The organism is Ligilactobacillus araffinosus DSM 20653, from assembly GCF_001435375.1.
Classification (GTDB): Bacteria; Bacillota; Bacilli; order Lactobacillales; family Lactobacillaceae; genus Ligilactobacillus; species Ligilactobacillus araffinosus.
Genome location: NZ_AYYZ01000026.1, coordinates 773 through 18,506 on the forward strand (window position 1 = coordinate 773; position 17,734 = coordinate 18,506).

Consider the following 17,734-nt stretch of genomic DNA (forward strand, 5'->3'; position numbering starts at 1 on the left):
TGGAGAAGTACTCAAGTGGCTGAAGAGGCACCCTTGCTAAGGGCGTAGGTCGGTAATACGGCGCGGGGGTTCGAATCCCCCCTTCTCCGTAAGCCAATATGACCCGTTGGTCAAGTGGTTAAGACACCGCCCTTTCACGGCGGTAACATGGGTTCAAATCCCGTACGGGTCATTTCTTTCTTATACATATTCCTTATCGCGGGATGGAGCAGTCTGGTAGCTCGTCGGGCTCATAACCCGAAGGTCGTAGGTTCAAATCCTGCTCCCGCAATTATGGTTCGTTGGTCTAGTTGGTTTAGGACGCCTGCCTGTCACGCAGGAGATCACGGGTTCGAGTCCCGTACGAACCGTGTGACTTATAATTACGCATCGCTTCGGCGATGCTTTTTTTTTAATTTTCTTAAACCGTAAGCTAAAAATAATCAAAAGGGAAGAGTTAATGAATTGTATAAGATTTATTTTAAATGATGATTTTTCTTTGATTTTATAAGAATTTTACGATATAAAGTAAAATATAAATTTTAGTTTGAGGTACGAAAATGAAAAAGAGAAGAGATCGAATTTCAAGTCAAAGAGAATTACATCATTTGAAAAAAATTCAAAAGGTTAAAAAAGCGACAACCGCTTTAGGAACCTCATTAATAGTTGGAACGGTTGGTTTGTTAGTTGGAAACAAAGATAAAGTTCAAGCAGATACAGCTGTTCATATTGATAAAACAAATGGAACATCATCGAATACGAGCAAAGTCGCTCAATCAGGTTCACAATCATCAACTTCAAGTTCAGTGCAATCCTCGTCGATTGCGGCAGGATCACGAATTACTCAAGAAGTTGCTTACTCGTCGAGTTCAAGTACGAGTTTAAACGTGGAGAAGAATACTTCATCTCAAAGTGAAAGCTTAAATCAAAGCAGTTCAAACGTTAAAAGTTCGAGTGTGTCTTCAATATCAAACACATCTTCTTTGCAACATGGGCAAAGTAAAACGGATGAAAGTTCATCAACGGTAAGTTCAGTAGCAAGCTCTTTAAGTTCAAAGGCTGAATCATCAAGTTCACAAACCTCCATTAAATCTGAAAAGCAAAATTTAGCTGTTCAAACAGGACCATCTGAACAAGATTTGAAAAAGCAATGGGCTGCTGAAATTTCTTCATACCCAGAAAACGTTCAATCATTTTTGAATACGATTGGACCAGTTGCCCAACAAGTTGCCCAAGAAAATGGAATTTATGCTTCTGTAATGATTGCCCAGGCAGCATTAGAAAGCGGCTGGGGAAATAGCGCTTTAAGTACTGAAGGACACAATTTATTCGGCGTAAAGTGGAATGGAACGGGCAATTATGTCACGATGCCGACCCAAGAATATTATGGCGGCCAATGGCATACGATTTATGCTAAATTTCAAAGTTATAATAGTTATTACGACTCATTAACCGGCTATGCTCAATTGATTAAGAATAATTTTCCAAATTCAACCCGAGCAAATGCCGCTACGCCACAAATTGCAGCGGCTAATCTGAAATATGGAGTATATGGATCTTATGCAACAGACCCTAACTATGCAAATTTGCTTGACCGGATGATCAGTAATTATGGCTTAACTCGGTATGATGTATATACAGGAACTTCATCAACTAATCAAAACCAGCAAAATTCAAATGCAGCCAATAGCAGTCAGCATGAAAGTCAAATTTCAGCTGGGAATGGAAATCAAATTCCAGATACATACACGGTTAAAGCGGGGGATTCGTTGTGGGGGATTTCTCAAACATATGGCACGACCGTTAATAATTTAAAACAAATCAATAATTTATCTTCAAACGTAATCTATGTTGGTCAGGTTTTGAAATTAAAGCAACAATCTGCTTCATCATCGAATCAAACATCAGCATCAGCAGCTGACACGTATACAGTGCAGTCTGGCGATACTTTATGGGGAATTGCAAACACGCATGATACAACGGTTAATAATTTGAAACAAATTAACGATTTAACATCGGATACGATCTATGTTGGTCAGGTCTTGAAATTAAAGCAACAATCCGTTTCGTCATCGAATCAAACGTCAGCATCAGCAGCTGATACGTATACAGTGCAGTCTGGCGATACTTTATGGGAAATTGCAAACACGCATGATACAACGGTTAATAATTTGAAACAAATTAACGATTTAACATCGGATACGATTTACGTTGGTCAGGTTTTAAAATTAACGCAGCAATCAACAACTCACAAACCAAGTCAATCAAATTCAAGTGACTTCTATACGGTTAAAGCGGGCGATTCACTGTGGAAAATTGCGATGGGCAATGATTTGACGGTTGATCACTTAAAGCAAATGAATAACTTAACAACTAATACAATTTACGTTGGTCAACAATTGCGAATCAAAGAAGGGCAAATAAACTCACAACCGAGCCAATCAAATTCGCAAGCTAACCAGTCCAATCAAAATGCAGGAACATATACAGTTAAGGCCGGTGATACTTTGTGGGGGATTGCAAACGACCATGATACAACGGTGAATGCGTTGAAGCAGAACAATCATTTAAGTTCTGACACGATTTACGTTGGCCAAGTGTTATCGCTAGGGCAAGCATCTTCAACAAGCTCACACAGTCAATCAACCGCTTCTACACAGTTATCTACATCGAATGGCACGTACACGGTCAAGTCAGGTGATACACTGTGGTCAATTGCGAACGCTAATGATATGACGGTTGCTCAATTGAAACAAAAGAATGATTTGAGTAACGATACAATTTACGTTGGCCAAACATTGAAGGTTTCTTCTGCAAAATCAACTTCAACAACTTCGACGGTTTCAGCAACGTATACGGTCAAGTCGGGTGATTCATTATGGAAGATTGCATCTGCAAATGGGACGACCGTTAACCAATTAAAATCATTAAATAATTTGAGTTCAGATTTAATTTATGCAGGGCAACAGTTGAAACTCCGGTAATCTGAATTGAAATACAGCCGGTGATATGATAAAATTACTTTAACATTTAACGCAGATAAGGAATAGTAGATGATGGCCAGGTTTTCAGAGAGAACATGGCGGTGTGAATGTTTAGCTAGGCATTATCGAACTCGCCTTTGAGTCTTTGACTGAATCAAGTAGGTTGAAGCGGTGGTAAGCCGTTATCTTATTGAGAGCCGATTAAATCGGAAGATAGGTGGTACCGCGATCATTCGTCCTATCCAAGTGAAAGCTTGGATAGGACTTTTTACGTTAAATTAAATTTTGAAATGAAGGAGCAAAACGATGGCATACGATCACAAGAAGATTGAAAAGAAATGGCAACGTTACTGGGATGAACACAAAACGTTCAAGACAACGGAAGATCCAAACAAGAAAAAATATTACGCAATGGATATGTTCCCTTATCCATCAGGTCAAGGATTGCATGTTGGTCACCCAGAAGGATACACAGCAACGGATATTCTTTCACGGATGAAGCGGATGCAAGGATATAATGTTCTTCATCCAATGGGGTGGGATGCATTCGGCTTACCAGCTGAACAATATGCATTAAAGACCGGACATTCTCCACGTGAATTTACGCAAAAGAATATTAACAACTTCCGGCGTCAAATCAAGTCACTTGGGCTTTCATACGATTGGGACCGGGAAGTTAATACAAGTGATCCGTCATACTATAAGTGGACCCAATGGATCTTTGAACAACTTTACAAGAAAGGTTTAGCATATGAAGCGGAAGTTCCGGTTAACTGGTCACCAGATTTAGGAACAGTGGTCGCAAATGAAGAAATCGTTGATGGCAAGACTAAGCGGGGCGGATTCCCAGTTGTGCGGAAACCAATGAAACAGTGGATGTTGAAGATCACTGCTTACGCTGATCGCTTGATCGATGATTTAGATGACTTAGACTGGCCAGAAGCAATCAAGGAACAACAACGGAATTGGATCGGCCGGTCAGTAGGAGCTGCAGTGAACTTTAAGGTTGATGGTCAAGATCAACAAATTGAAGTTTTCACAACGCGTCCAGATACGATTTACGGCGTTTCAGTTCTTGTTTTAGCGCCTGAACATGACTTAGTTAAGAAGTTAACAACTGTTGCCCAAAAAGATGTTGTTGACAAGTATATTGAAGAAGTTTCTCACAAGTCAGATTTGGAACGGACAGATCTTGCGAAGACGAAGACCGGGGTCTTTACCGGAAGCTACGCAATCAACCCGGTAAACGGCGAAAAGATTCAAATTTGGATTGCTGATTATGTTTTGTCATCATACGGAACTGGAGCAATCATGGTTGTTCCAGCGCACGATGATCGTGATTATGAATTTGCTAAGAAATTTGGGTTGCCAATCAAGCCGGTTATCGAAGGCGGCGACATTGAAAAGGAAGCCTATACTGGTGAAGGTAAACACATCAATTCTGGCTTCTTGAACGGAATGGATAAGCAAGAAGCTATTGATAAGATGTTTGACTGGTTAGAAGAACACGGCGTTGGTCACAAGAAGGTCAACTACCGGTTGCGTGACTGGTTATTCTCACGGCAACGGTACTGGGGTGAACCAATTCCAGTTATTCACTGGGAAGATGGCGAAACAACGCTTGTTCCAGAAGACCAATTACCATTGGAACTTCCAAAGACAGATAATATCAAACCGTCAGGAACAGGTGAAAGTCCGTTAGCCAACCTTGATGATTGGGTAAACGTAGTTGATGAAAATGGACGGAAAGGCCGGCGTGAAACAAATACAATGCCACAATGGGCTGGGAGTTCATGGTACTTCTTGCGTTACGTTGATCCGCATAACAAGGAAGCCTTGGCTGATTACAACAAGTTAAAAGAATGGATGCCGGTTGACCTTTACATTGGTGGGGCTGAACACGCAGTTCTTCACTTACTGTATGCTCGGTTCTGGCACAAATTCCTTTATGACTTAGGCGTTGTTCCAACAAAGGAACCATTCCAAAAATTAGTTAACCAAGGGATGATTCTTGGAGAAAATCATGAAAAGATGTCGAAGTCGAAGGGAAACGTTATCAACCCAGATGACATCGTTGAAAAATACGGGGCCGATACATTACGGGTTTACGAAATGTTTATGGGCCCGTTGGAAGCTTCAAAGCCATGGACAGAAGACGGCCTAAATGGAGCTTACAAGTTTGTTAACCGAATCTGGAACTTATTGATCGATGAAGATGATAAATTACGTGATCGGGTATCGACGGCCAATGACGGCAAGTTAGATAAAATCTATAACCAAACCGTCAAGAAAGTTACGGAAGATTTTGAAGACTTGCATTTCAATACCGCAATCTCACAATTGATGGTCTTTGTTAACGAATGCTACAAGGCTGACATTCTTCCACTTGAATACATGGAAGGCTTTGTGAAGTTGATTGCGCCGGTAATGCCGCATATTGCCGAAGAATTATGGACGAAGCTTGGACATGTTGGAACAATCACCTATGCAGAATGGCCAACATACGATGAAAGCAAGTTGGTAGAAAAGAATGTTGAAATTGTAATTCAAATCAACGGTAAAAAACGTCAACACCTGGTTGTTGCGAAGGATGCATCAAAGGATGAAATTCAAGAATTAGCAATGAGCGATGAAAAAATCAAGGCTGAACTTGAAGGAAAAACGGTCCGGAAAGTAATTGTTGTTCCGGGTAAGTTAGTTAATATCGTTGCAAATTAAAGAAAAAAAGGCTGCGACTTATTATGTCACAGCCTTTTTTGATATTTCTGCATAATCAGGTTCTCCAATAAACGAGCTGAGTGGCAAATCTATACTCTGCGATTTGTTTGCTTTTCTGTTTCCACTACGCTTGTTTTAGCGTTTTGTCACATTTTCCTTTTTCATGTACAATGAAAATAAGGAGATGGCACAAATGACAAATGTGCAAGTTCAACGTGATGGACTGATGCTTCGAGGAGTTTTGGAAATTCCCGAAGGAAAAGATAATTATGATATGGCTATTTTGATGCATGGCTTTACTGGAAACTGTGGTCGTGATAATCCAGGTAATTTGCATTATCAATTAGCAAAGATGCTGAAAGAAATGGGAATTGCATCAGTTCGATTTGACTTTAACGGTCATGGTCAAAGTGATGGTAATTTTACGGATATGACAGTAATGAATGAAGTCAGTGACGGCCGAGCAATTTTAGACTATGTTCGTCAAATGTCGCAAGTTAAGCATATTTACTTGTTGGGGCATTCCCAAGGAGGAGTTGTGGCAAGTATGTTGGCGGGGTATTATCATGAATATATCAATAAATTAGTTTTAATGGCTCCCGCAGCGACCTTAAAGACGGATGCGCTTGCGGGGCACACGCAGGGGTTGATTTATGATCCGCAGCATATCCCAGATAAGCAACATCTGAAAGATAATTATGATTTAGGTGGATTTTACTTGCGAATCGCACAAACATTGCCAATTTACGAAACGGCAGCTGAATACCGCGGACCAGTATGTATTATCCACGGAACAGCTGACCAAGTGGTTGATCCGCATGCTTCAATTAAGTATGATAATGGCTATTCCAATAGTACATTGCGTTTGATTGAAGGTGCTGGACATTTGCTTGATGGCGAAAGCCGACAGGAAGTGCTGAAGATTGTGAATGAATTTATTAAATCGAATAGAGAGGAATAACAAACAATGTTTTTATCAACAGGTGGATTAAATCAGGGATACGCAATTCATGGGATTGTAAATGCAACGGTTAAGGAAGAGCTTCACGCTGATGAGCTTGAACGGGTTGACGATTTTGATGATTTGTATGAACAAGTTGAAATGAAATTAATTGAAAAGGCAGTTGCTAAAAATGCTGACGGGATTATTAACGTCCGTTTTGAACCACAAGTTGTTCGGGTATCTGTCGGTCCAAAATATATCGTACTTCATGGATATGGAACAGCTATAAGTTTATTACACAAGAAAAAATAATTCTTGAATTTTAGACGGGATTTAGTGTAAAATAAGTCTTGTTGTTGCCACTGTGGCGGAATTGGCAGACGCGCAGCGTTCAGGTCGCTGTTGGGGTTTCCCAGTACAGGTTCGACTCCTGCCAGTGGCATAATTAAGTGTTTTTATCAGAATGTAAATGTTGATAGATTGCGTTTTGTTGATTTGTTTTTTGTTAGTAAAAAACAGTTGTTTTGATTATTGACACATGGTTGACACATAAAGAGAGTAGAAAAAAGATGCGTGTGTCAGTCGTATGTGTCGCAGAGATTTTAGATTAGGGGTTCAATAGACAAAGACAAGAACTATAAGTTCTTGTCTTTTTTATTAAGTTGAGAATATGGATAACTAACAAGTCATATTCTTATTTTTAATCAAAATCCTTAATTAATGGAATTAAATCCCTCGAAATTTGTTCTAGCTTACTGTAATTTAATTTGCTCATTACTTTTATTAATTCAATTGTTGATGGTGGCAATTCAGAAAAAGATTTTGCAATATCATCTCCAACAAGTTTCCCTAAGGGTATATTTAATGCGTTGCATATATTTAATAATTTATTGAGACTAATATTACTAATTCGACCTGTTTCTAATTTTGAAATGAAGTTGAGTGAAAGATTACTTTTTTCAGCTAATTTTTCTTGTGACAAGTTTCGTTTGATTCGAAAATATCTGATTTCATTTCCAATATTTAGATTCTCATACATATGAATTTATATCTCCAACAACGTAGTTTATAGCTAAATCATAGAGATATTCACATTTGGTTACTATGTAATAAAATAATAATTTTTGGATAATTATTAATATTTTAATCAAAAAGTGATACAATCTTTACTGTTAAGAATTTTATGTAAAAGGAAGTAGGGTTGATAAATTGTTAAGTTCACTATTAACAGTTCTTATTTTAGTAGGAATTTTTTATTGGGTTTATAAATTAATATTTAAGAGGGTAAAATATCGAATTAAACTTATTGACCCAGTAACTGGCCAGATTAGGTTTCTTACAGGAGTAGATGGTATTAATAATCATTTTACTTATGAATCTGTTGATACAGGTAAATTATATTTTGATCAGTTATCCGATGCAGAGCGTTATTTAAATGCAACAGATCCCGAGAATGGTGTTATTGAGTATAAAAAAGGTATTTCACCATGGAGAGAAGTAAATAGTAATCTCGGATAATATTACATAGGTAAAATTAATTTAAGTGATTGATGTAGTGAATTCTATAGATATTTAAATTTATCAATGGTAGATTTAGTTATTATAAATGTATTATCAATTCCAGACCTAACTGGGTTATATATGAAAAAATAAATAATAAAAATTTATTTTGATAGTTAAGACTTGAGATTGATGGTCTCAAGTTTTTTTGTAAAATAGAGGGAGTCTTATCATGAAAAAATTAAAAAAATTTTTAATTCCATTATTAATGATTGTATGTATTCCATTATTTTTGGCAGGCTGTAGTTCTTCAAATGGTGTTTACAAAACAAGCGATTCTAATGCTGGTCAAGTTTGGTATGTTATAAACTCAAACAAGAAAGTTAAAGCTATTTTATTTATAAAAAAAGATAATTTATCTTATGCCGCCGGTCTTTCTGAACCGCTTGCTTCCTTTAATGGATTAACTTTCACAACTGCTTCATCTAAAATTAAAAAAATCGTATCTTCGGATGCTGAAAAAGTAGGAAACTCCCTATTAAATGGTGATACAAATGTAACTCAAGCAGACTGTACAGACGACATACCTTTTAAGTACTCTGTTAATAAAAGTGACAAAAGTGAAACAATTTACAGTCCAACATATTTTAAATACAAATTAACAAATCCCAATACGACAGTAACTGTTAACGGAACAAAGTATGTAGGATATGACTGCTACGATGAAGAAGCGGGACTTAATTATAAGCTAGTGACAAACACTAACCAAAAGCTTGGCTTTGATAAGAACCAGGCAAACAATTAAATAAAAGTAAGATAATAATCGAAATAAAGTAATAATAAAAGGAAGTTTTTAGAATGAAAAAAATAAAAAAAATTTTAATTCCGTTATTAATGGTTGTATGTATTCCGTTATTTTTAGCAGGGTGTAGTTCTTCAAATGGCGTTTACAAAGCAAGTAATACTAAAACCGGACAAGTTTGGTATGTTATAAATTCTAAAAATAATGTTGAAGAATTTTTATTTATCAAAGGAAACAAAGTTGTTAGTTCGGTTGGGCTTTCTGATCCTCTTTCCAATTTCAATGGATTATCTAACAAGCAAGCTTTATCAATGGCTAAACAACTTTCACTTAAGCACGATGAAAAATTCATACCAAATGATGCTAATTCGATGTTGTCAGTCTTTATAAACGATATTCCATTTAAGTATAATGTTGCATCAAATAGTAAAAGTGAAACAATTTATAGTCCTACATATTTCAAATATAAATTAACAAATCCAAATACGACTGTAACTGTTAATGGAACAAAGTATGTAGGATATGATTGCTATGACGAGAAAGGTGGATTCAATTATAAGCTTGTAACAAACACCAATCAAAAGCTTGACTTTGATAAGAAAAATAACTAAATAAAAAAGGTATCTTATAGATACCTTTTTTTGTTTATTAGTTTTTAAATTTCATATGGAGGGTAGGATAACATCCAAATTAATTTTAAGTCATCTTTATTTAAATCTCCAGATTGTATTAGCAAATCAATGTTTGACTTTAATCTTTTAATATTTTCCAATTCATTTTTAGTAATATTGCTATTATTTTTTTCAAAAAAGATTAGTAAATCATACTTAACATCAACTCTATAATATTCAATGTTTTGTGATTTCCCTAATATCTTATTTGAATTATTGAAGTTAGCAAATAATGTCAATAAAATAACATCTTTTACACACTGTTTTCCATTAGGTATCAAATTCAAAGAATCGATATTTTCACAAAAATTATATAGATTATCCAAATTAATTTTTGTGTTGTTGATTTGAGATAATAAAATTTTACTTTGTTTATCTGTAGATTCAAGAAACCTAAGTATATTTTTTTTAATTCTATATGCTACTAGGTTAGGTGGGAGAGTAACAAGCGCATCGTAAACAATATTTGTAAATTTAGATGGATAATTTTGTAAAATATTATTCTGTTCATTTCTTAGTTTAAACTTTCTGTTATTAAATACTTTATTTAAATTTTCCAGTAATATTATGAGGATTTTTGTCTTTAGCATATTTTCATCGATACATGTTCTATTGAAACGTTCAAATTGTTCTTTTTGTGTCACGATATTATAACGTAAATCATATGGTGGATAAAATTTTTTGCTGAATTTATCTATTTCTTTAAATTTATCGGTTTTCAACGCTTTAGATATCTTTTTATGATTTACTCCTAGATCAACTGCAATCATATATACTGATTCATATTGAACTAGAGAATCATCTTTTAACTGTTGAGGGTTGTATAGTGCTTGCATTTTTGAAATGTCAAATTTTGAGAGCTTGTTAAACTCGTTATGATTTTGTTTGCGATAATCTTGTTCAAATTGATTTGTCCATGGGGTATTTAAATGGTGTGCATCAATAAACTTATCATAGTAATATGGGAGGTTCATTTTTATGACTCACTTTCTTTTAAACTTAACTTAAATAGTACCAATTTATAATTTGAAAATGTTGCATTTTTATCAAAAAATATAGTAATAAAATTTTCATGATATTTTTTGATGAAGTATAAGTAATAATAAAAATGTACTAAGAAATCTAATTTAGAAGGGAATGATTTAATATGTCATTTAATTTGTTAGAAAATAACAGAAATTATTATAAAAGAGGGTATGCCAAATCAAATTGTTTGGTTCAAGGGTTTAATCCTGATTTGCCAGCGATTATCGCAAGCCCTTTTGTTGAAAAAAATTATCAAAATGGAAAGGAAGTAGGAATGTCGTTATATGTATATCAAAATGAGATTGATGAAAACGGTAAAAAATGGAAACATCAACCAATTCGAGTAAAAGTTAAAAAACTACAGTATGGCTTTGATGTCGGAGATAAAATTAATTTCGTTAATTTAGAATGTATTCGAATCATTGTTCAAAATAAAAATAGTTCATCAATTAATTTTTATTATCGTGCAGACAGTGTCCAATCACTGAAAGAAGATGATATTAATGATTAATGCTTTTTTGAGTGCATTTGAAAAATGTGAAATAATTGTTGCAATAATAATTATTGGAGGTATGATTATTGGAATTTTAATCGATTCATACCAAAACAGGGTTGGGGATAAAGGGGTTTTAAAACGAGTTAAAGAATATTATCAAAAAAAAGATGAATTTGCTGAGCAACGAGAACAATTTGAACACAAGAAAAGTGATTTAGAAAATAAGACTCAAATGCTTAATGAAAAAATAGCATCTTTTAACAAAGAAAAGCAGGAATTTGAGGAAGATTGTAAAAATATAATACTTGAATTTCAAACTGAAGAATCTCAAAATCAAAAAAATTTAGAGTTTTGGAAAAAAATGATTACTGAGAATGGATATCATTACGTAGAGGTCCCATTACAACATGCAAGAGAAGTTATTACTGCTTCTTCAACAAAAAGAAAATTTTTGAAGTTTTTGAAAGAGGAATTGCCTAAGTCAAATAGTCCAAAAACAGTTAGGGAAATTCATGTTGCATTAGAAGAGTTATTTAAAGATACTCAGTATTTTGATTATGTTATAGAAGCGTTCGAAGATCGTGCTAATCGATGTAATCCAGTTTTAGTAGCTTTTGAGCTTTATATTTGCTATAACACAAGGTATGACGCCTAATTGGTAACGCCACGAGTTAAAAAATAAATATGAATAATAGAAAAAAGAGTGACTAGTATTCATATTTATTTTTTAACAAGACGTAGTGATATGAGGTTGCCAATTAGGCGTTATAGCTCGCTGTTTTTAGCATAAAGAGGTGAAGTAAATAAAAAAATAATCTTAAATTGCATAAATTTATTAAAAATACTTATATCACACTTCTTCGGGCTTGTTTTGAAGAAGTGTGAATAATGCATAATTTAATAAAATTTCTTATAAAGAAAGGAAAGACATGATATGAAAAATAAAATGATTAAAAAAAACAATAAAGCAATTCGATCTAATGCGTACATGTATGTGCAACAACTCGATAAGCTTCCATTAGCAAAAGATCAATCTATTGATAAAAAAATCAGTGTGTTAATTAAAAGAATTAAAAATGTACCTGAAATCAAAAGATACGCACTTATTATTCATGATAAAGATTCTGATAAAGATGGAAATGCCATTAAGCCCCACGTACATGTAATGCTGGAACTTGATAAGCAGAGGTCAGTTAATAAAATTGCGAAAGCACTTGATGATTCTTCTGAACGCCTTGAATCAATGATTAAAAAATATAAGCGACACGGGATTGAAAATGGATATGCTTATTTAATTCATCAAACACAGGGGGCTGAGAAGAAATATCAATATTCACCAGAAAAAGTGAAAGCAAACTTTGATTACCCTAAATACATTAAAAAGCTTCAGCAAAGGGTAAGGGTAACAAATAAGAAATCAGATAAAGAATTTATTAAAGAAGTTCTTAATAACTATTTGGCAGGAAAAATTTCAGAAATTGAAGCTAAGCGCAAGGTGTTGGAAGCTAATCCTTTAATGCTACCAAGGTTTTTAAGACAGTTAGATGCTGTTAAAAGTACAAAATTTGAGATTGAATCGGATGAATGGTTTAAAAATCGTTCGGAAAATAATAAATCTAAATCGGTGGTTTGGATTAGTGGCCATGGAGGCACAGGAAAAACTGTATTAGCAAAGATGATTGCTGAAAATGTAATGAAAAGTGCATATTATATGAGCGGTAGTGATAAAGACTATTTCCAAGATTACAATGGTGAGCACTGTGTCATTTTAGATGAATTTCGACCAGATAAGATTTCTTATTCTGATTTACTGAAAATGTTGGATAATAATCGTTTTGATGTTAATGCTCCATCACGCTATCATGATAAGAAAATTTTGGCAGATTTAATAATTATTACTTCTCCATATAATCCAGCGCGGTATTATCAAAATGATGAAAGCATACGACCGACTGTTGATGGATTTGAACAGTTAGATAGAAGAATAACAATGACATTGTGTGTTGAAAAAGATAAAATTTCCTTAATGAAATATAAAGGGTATAAAGCAGAAAAAATTCCAGCTCCAGGAAGCGGAAAATTTGTACGTGAAATACCGTATTATATGGAACAAAGTAATTTTGAAAATTACATCTCATATATTAAAGACGATAAAAATTATAAAGAAAAAATAAATAAAATCATACCCAAAGTACTCGAAAAACTGCACGATTTTGAAAAAAACATTGATAAAAATATTGGATTAAAGTTAGGAGAAAAATAGTGTTTGGTAAAGAAATTTTAAATGCAAAACAATTAGTCAATAAGTTAAAAATTAGTAAAAGTTATCTATATGAATTATTAGAAGCGGGATTGCCTTATCATCAATTAGGGAATAGAGGACGTAAGTATTATGTATATAGGGAAGTTACACAATGGATTTTTGATAATTTGAATAAAAATGATGTATCATAAGAAAGTCTATTGGACCCAGGAGGTTATTAATGACAATAAGTAAAGTTAATAATGGTATTCATAAGGGTCAATATAAGGTTAGAATACAACCTAGAGATCAAGTTACGCACAAAAGAATTTCAATTCCAATAGAATACGCACAAACAAAAAAAGAAGCTATGAGAATTGAAAATCGCATGTGGTTAAAAATTCAAAACGGATATGATTTTTCTATAGCTAATGAGTATTGTAGTAATTGTTTCAAAAAGTATGTTACAGAACAATTCAAACAAGGCAGGTGGGGAAAGAAAACTTATCAGGCTTGGCAGTACTCATGTCGGGTTGTAAATGAATATCTTTCAAATGTCCGAATGAAAGATGTAAATCAAACAGAAATAAGAAAGTTCATTAGAAAATTTGCAAGTGATAGAAAGGTCATAGTTAATTCTTCTTCGGTAGTTGCTAAAGTATTAAATCATTTGAGGGCGTTTTTCAAAAAATACGAGGGGACGATTTACGCTAAGAATCCTATCCCACTTCGGGCATTAGAAGTATTTTTTAGAGATGATGAAATTTCCTTGTCTATTGAACGGTATATTTTAAGTCAGGATGAAATTAATAGTTTGATAGATGAAATTAGACAACAAATTGATAAATATGGATTGGGAAAAAGCTCTTCAAGATTAGCAATTTGGGTAGATATCGAAACGGGAATGAGACCACAAGAAATTCAAGCTTTGCGTTGGGACAACCTTAGAAAAGATTCAGGTGCGTATGTATTTGAAATTTCAGATGCATGGAGTGATGTAAATAAAGCATTAAATGGACATTTAAAAGCAAGAAAAAGAAGAGAAAAGCGAAAAACATTACCTATTTCTGGTGATTTGTACTTATATTTGAAAAAATTTGAAGAAGTACAAAAAAAATATTTAGAAAAAGAACAAATAGCGAATACTAATGATTTTATTTTTCTAAACATGTCAGATTATCAAAAATGTCAATTAGGATATCCGATAACTCAAACAAGTTTGAATGAAATGTTAAAAAAACTTGGTAGAAAAATTGAAATTAATCCTAATGGAAAGAAATGGTCAATGTATTCATTAAGACATACGGTTGCTACTAAATTGGCTAGTATGAATGGCATGAACTATTCATGGGCTGCTGATAGGTTAGGACATACTCTCAATGAATTTATGAGGACTTACGTTCATGTGGATAAGGATCTTAATTCGCGGATGATGAAATTGTGGATAAAGCATTGACACACAAATGACACACAGAAAAGTAATAAGCGGTTAAGAACGTTAATATAACAGGTAAAGATGTTAAACGCTTTGATTCTTGCCAGTGGCAGAATTATTAAATAATATCTTTTATTTAAATCATGAAAACGCCTATTTTTAGGCGTTTTTATTTTTTATAAATCAGATGTTTTAGTATGTTATTAATATTTTGGTGCATGTTTTTTACAAAATGGATTACAATTGGTTAGTAGTTCTATTATCAGATTTTTGTTTGTATTCATCGATTAAGTCTGCATAGATTTTTGCAGTAGTTGTTATATCTGAATGCCTCAATCATGGCATTTTTAATTTATATCGTAATATTAAATTAAATGTTTCCTGGCTATTGATTAAACTGACAAATCATTGTTGAAGCTAATGATAAAGAAAGCTATGAATTGTATTACCTAAATAGTGTTGATATAATATGATTACCCCATAAAGGAGGATAATGATATGTTACAGTGGATTTGGATTATAATCGTCGGCGCACTCATCGGCGTAATTGCTGGATGGATCACTAGACGGGGTGGTTCAATGAACTGGGTTATTACAATTGTTTCTGGCTTGTTAGGTTCTGTTTTGGGTGAATATCTTTTTGGAACTTGGGGTTGGAAATTAGCAGGAATGGCCATCTTTCCTTCTATAATTGGAGCTACATTAATAGTTTTTGTAGTTAGTTCATTACTTAGCCTTATTAGAAAGAATTACGATTAGACTTAGTATTTGACGTTTTAAGATAATGGGGTACAAAAGAAGATAGTTTTAACTATCTTCTTTTTATTAGGCAGAATGATTTATTGAAAAATATATTAGATAAGTCATATTAAGATGTTGTTTAACATGATATTAATAAACTATGTAAGTTAGCTGAATAAAGGATTGATTCAGCTAAATAGAACTGAATTACAGGATTTGATATAATTAAAGTGCCCTTAAATGAAGGAGGACACCAACATGTTATATTGGATTTGGGTAGTTGTTATCGGTTTATTTTTTGGATTAACTGCCGGTTTTATAACTCAGTCTGAAAAAAATAGTTTCTGGATTATTACACTAATATCCGGACTCTTAGGATCAGCACTAGGCGAAGCTTTTTTAGGAACTTGGGGCTGGCAAGTTGATGGTTTGGCGATTTTTCCTTCAATAATTGGTGCCGCTGGATTTACCATTATTGCGGTTGTATTAATTACGTTGAATAAGAAAAAGAAGTTTTTAAAATAGCTTAAAACGGTTCGAATAGCTAGTAAATGTTTAAGGGCAAAGACGATTGCATTAGATTGTAATCGTTATTTTTATATAATTTCTTTTATTATTAAAAATAAATTAATTTAAAAACACTAAATTAACAATCTACATTGGCGAATACTATTTTGATCATTGCAAAATAATTAAAATTAAATTAGAATATAAATAAATTAATTAATCTATTTTTTAGAAAGAAGAATGCATTATGGTCAATTCGCAATCAGTCCAATGGGATCAAAGATGTAAGTGGAATTGTTTTACTTATATTATTATTTATGGTCTTTTAGGAGCTGTAACAGGGATTACAAACAATGCAATGTTATCCTACTACGATATTGTTGCGCCTAATTTAGTTACAGGATTGAATATTTATTCAGCTGTATCTTCAATTTTATTAGCAGCTGTTATTTTATCAATTCATCGTTGGGGATATAAAAAGATTTTATTAATTGCTCCCCCAGTCACGATAATATCACTAGTTGCAACAATTATTACACATAATCAAGCAATTATCATCATTGCTTACATTATTTCATCAGTAAGCATTGGGATTTATGATATGGTATATCCGCTAATGTTTACGGTATATGTACCACGTAAGATTCGAACAAAACTTTTTACAACGGTAATGAGCACGAACTTAATAACTCAGTCAATTTTAACATTTTTGGGTGGCAAGATGGTGGTATGGTTTTTTGCAAAACTTCAGCATCTTACCTATTTGACGGCTTCGCACTTATCAGGAAATCAAAATTCAATGCATGGAACAATTTTGGCAAATTATACTCAAGCATATCGTTTGGTTATTTTAGTTGCTGTTTTGTTCAATGTAATTGCGTTTTTTATTACATTCTTCTTAAAAGAAAAACCAGGAGATTATCGTGATACAGATGTGGATACTCCTGAAAGTAAATTAGATAGTTTTCGAAATATAAAGCAAATTTTAAGCAATAAAACAATTATTATGTGGATTGTTTATTTGTCGTTAATTCAATTTGGAGCATCATTGATAACGCCATACTTCCCAATTTATTTAAATAACTATCTACATATTGATAGAGGAGTTACAGCGACAATTAACACGCTTCAAACGGCATCAATGTTTATTGGTTACATGGTTGCGCCTTTTCTAGAAAAGAAATTGGGAGCGATCGTTTCGATTGCAAGTACTACATTGGCATGTATCCCATTAATGATATTAATGGCTAATGGACGTTCATTTGGTACGGGAGCTGTGCTAGCAGTTGTAATTGGAACTATTTTGTTTTTAAGATCAGGAATTGCGAATGCTTCAATGCCGATTCAACAAGAATTACAGATGATTTTTGTTGATAAAGACCTGAGACCAGCTTTTAGTTCATTGTTAACCTTAATTAGTGCGGGAGTCGGAATTATCAATGGGTTATTCACACAGTTCTATCTTTTAAAGACAATGGCAGGATATGCTCATGGATATTATATTGCCGCTGTTTTATATGTAATTGGAGCAATTTTACTCTTAACATTCTTTAAGAAAAAATATAATCATTCGATGGAAAATAGTAGTGAAGAAAATTAATATGGCATTTAACAAATAAAAAGAGTACTTTTTTTTTGATATGCACCCCAAATTTTGGACAAAATAAATCTAAAATTTTGGGGTGTTTTT

At 33.5% G+C, this 17,734-nt stretch carries 17 protein-coding genes, 5 tRNA genes and 1 other annotated feature; of the genes, 20 read left to right on the plus strand and 2 right to left on the minus strand.

What is annotated here, in order from left to right; genetic code table 11:
- The first annotated feature begins 1 nt into the window (after nt 1).
- The 9 genes from FC64_RS04335 to FC64_RS04375 all read left to right on the plus strand — a co-directional run bounded on the left by FC64_RS04335 (nt 2) and on the right by FC64_RS04375 (nt 7,066).
- A tRNA-Ser gene (locus FC64_RS04335) sits at nt 2-89 on the plus strand.
- 11 nt (nt 90-100) lie between these two features.
- A tRNA-Glu gene (locus FC64_RS04340) sits at nt 101-172 on the plus strand.
- A gap of 25 nt (nt 173-197) precedes the next feature.
- Nucleotides 198-271 (plus strand) — tRNA-Met (locus tag FC64_RS04345).
- 4 nt (nt 272-275) lie between these two features.
- A tRNA-Asp gene (locus FC64_RS04350) sits at nt 276-350 on the plus strand.
- Nucleotides 351-539: 189 nt separating this feature from the next.
- A complete protein-coding gene (locus FC64_RS04355) occupies nt 540-2,963 on the plus strand; it encodes a muramidase family protein (protein ID WP_057906718.1) in 2,424 nt (807 codons plus the stop codon).
- A 43-nt stretch (nt 2,964-3,006) separates the two neighbouring features.
- Nucleotides 3,007-3,207 (plus strand) — a binding site (T-box leader).
- Nucleotides 3,208-3,269: 62 nt separating this feature from the next.
- Nucleotides 3,270-5,681 (plus strand): leucine--tRNA ligase, encoded by a 2,412-nt coding sequence (leuS, locus tag FC64_RS04360; RefSeq protein ID WP_057906719.1) that lies wholly within the window; start codon nt 3,270-3,272, stop codon nt 5,679-5,681.
- A 193-nt stretch (nt 5,682-5,874) separates the two neighbouring features.
- Nucleotides 5,875-6,642: an alpha/beta hydrolase gene (locus tag FC64_RS04365; RefSeq protein WP_057906720.1), complete on the plus strand. Its 768-nt coding sequence runs from the start codon at nt 5,875-5,877 to the stop codon at nt 6,640-6,642.
- A gap of 6 nt (nt 6,643-6,648) precedes the next feature.
- Nucleotides 6,649-6,936, plus strand: coding sequence for a hypothetical protein (locus FC64_RS04370; protein WP_057906721.1), 288 nt, complete (start codon nt 6,649-6,651; stop codon nt 6,934-6,936).
- Nucleotides 6,937-6,982: 46 nt separating this feature from the next.
- A tRNA-Leu gene (locus tag FC64_RS04375) sits at nt 6,983-7,066 on the plus strand.
- A gap of 258 nt (nt 7,067-7,324) precedes the next feature.
- Here FC64_RS04375 and FC64_RS04380 read toward each other — a convergent pair.
- Entirely contained in the window at nt 7,325-7,663 is a 339-nt protein-coding gene (locus FC64_RS04380; protein WP_057906722.1) for a helix-turn-helix domain-containing protein, read from the minus strand.
- A gap of 170 nt (nt 7,664-7,833) precedes the next feature.
- Between FC64_RS04380 and FC64_RS04385 the strand changes: the two genes are divergently transcribed.
- From FC64_RS04385 to FC64_RS04395, 3 genes are all read left to right on the plus strand, one after another.
- Nucleotides 7,834-8,142 carry a hypothetical protein gene (locus FC64_RS04385; protein WP_057906723.1) on the plus strand — a complete coding sequence of 103 codons (309 nt, stop codon included), beginning with the start codon at nt 7,834-7,836 and terminating at the stop codon, nt 8,140-8,142.
- A 214-nt stretch (nt 8,143-8,356) separates the two neighbouring features.
- Entirely contained in the window at nt 8,357-8,929 is a 573-nt protein-coding gene (locus FC64_RS04390; protein ID WP_057906724.1) for a hypothetical protein, read from the plus strand.
- 53 nt (nt 8,930-8,982) lie between these two features.
- Nucleotides 8,983-9,537 (plus strand): hypothetical protein, encoded by a 555-nt coding sequence (locus FC64_RS04395; RefSeq protein WP_057906725.1) that lies wholly within the window; start codon nt 8,983-8,985, stop codon nt 9,535-9,537.
- A gap of 44 nt (nt 9,538-9,581) precedes the next feature.
- On the opposite strand, the gene FC64_RS04400 is transcribed toward FC64_RS04395, so the two are convergent.
- Complete coding sequence (locus FC64_RS04400) at nt 9,582-10,571, minus strand: hypothetical protein (RefSeq protein WP_057906726.1); 990 nt, start codon at nt 10,569-10,571, stop codon at nt 9,582-9,584.
- A gap of 173 nt (nt 10,572-10,744) precedes the next feature.
- Here FC64_RS04400 and FC64_RS04405 point away from each other — a divergent pair, with 173 nt between their 5' ends.
- The 8 genes from FC64_RS04405 to FC64_RS04440 all read left to right on the plus strand — a co-directional run bounded on the left by FC64_RS04405 (nt 10,745) and on the right by FC64_RS04440 (nt 17,644).
- On the plus strand, nt 10,745-11,134 hold the full coding sequence (locus tag FC64_RS04405; protein ID WP_057906727.1) for a hypothetical protein: 390 nt from the start codon (nt 10,745-10,747) through the stop codon (nt 11,132-11,134).
- Entirely contained in the window at nt 11,127-11,774 is a 648-nt protein-coding gene (locus FC64_RS04410; protein WP_057906728.1) for a hypothetical protein, read from the plus strand. Before FC64_RS04405 ends, FC64_RS04410 begins: the two co-directional genes overlap by 8 nt.
- Before the next feature lie 279 nt (nt 11,775-12,053).
- On the plus strand, nt 12,054-13,382 hold the full coding sequence (locus tag FC64_RS04415; protein WP_057906729.1) for a Rep family protein: 1,329 nt from the start codon (nt 12,054-12,056) through the stop codon (nt 13,380-13,382).
- Entirely contained in the window at nt 13,382-13,573 is a 192-nt protein-coding gene (locus FC64_RS04420; protein WP_057906730.1) for a helix-turn-helix transcriptional regulator, read from the plus strand. The genes FC64_RS04415 and FC64_RS04420 overlap by 1 nt, the downstream gene beginning before the upstream one ends.
- Before the next feature lie 29 nt (nt 13,574-13,602).
- Nucleotides 13,603-14,817 (plus strand): tyrosine-type recombinase/integrase, encoded by a 1,215-nt coding sequence (locus FC64_RS04425; RefSeq protein ID WP_057906731.1) that lies wholly within the window; start codon nt 13,603-13,605, stop codon nt 14,815-14,817.
- Between the two features lie 477 nt (nt 14,818-15,294).
- Complete coding sequence (locus FC64_RS04430) at nt 15,295-15,555, plus strand: GlsB/YeaQ/YmgE family stress response membrane protein (protein ID WP_057906732.1); 261 nt, start codon at nt 15,295-15,297, stop codon at nt 15,553-15,555.
- 240 nt (nt 15,556-15,795) lie between these two features.
- A complete protein-coding gene (locus FC64_RS04435; protein WP_057906733.1) occupies nt 15,796-16,062 on the plus strand; it encodes a GlsB/YeaQ/YmgE family stress response membrane protein in 267 nt (88 codons plus the stop codon).
- A gap of 229 nt (nt 16,063-16,291) precedes the next feature.
- Nucleotides 16,292-17,644, plus strand: coding sequence for an MFS transporter (locus tag FC64_RS04440; protein WP_057906734.1), 1,353 nt, complete (start codon nt 16,292-16,294; stop codon nt 17,642-17,644).
- The last annotated feature ends 90 nt before the right edge of the window (nt 17,645-17,734 follow it).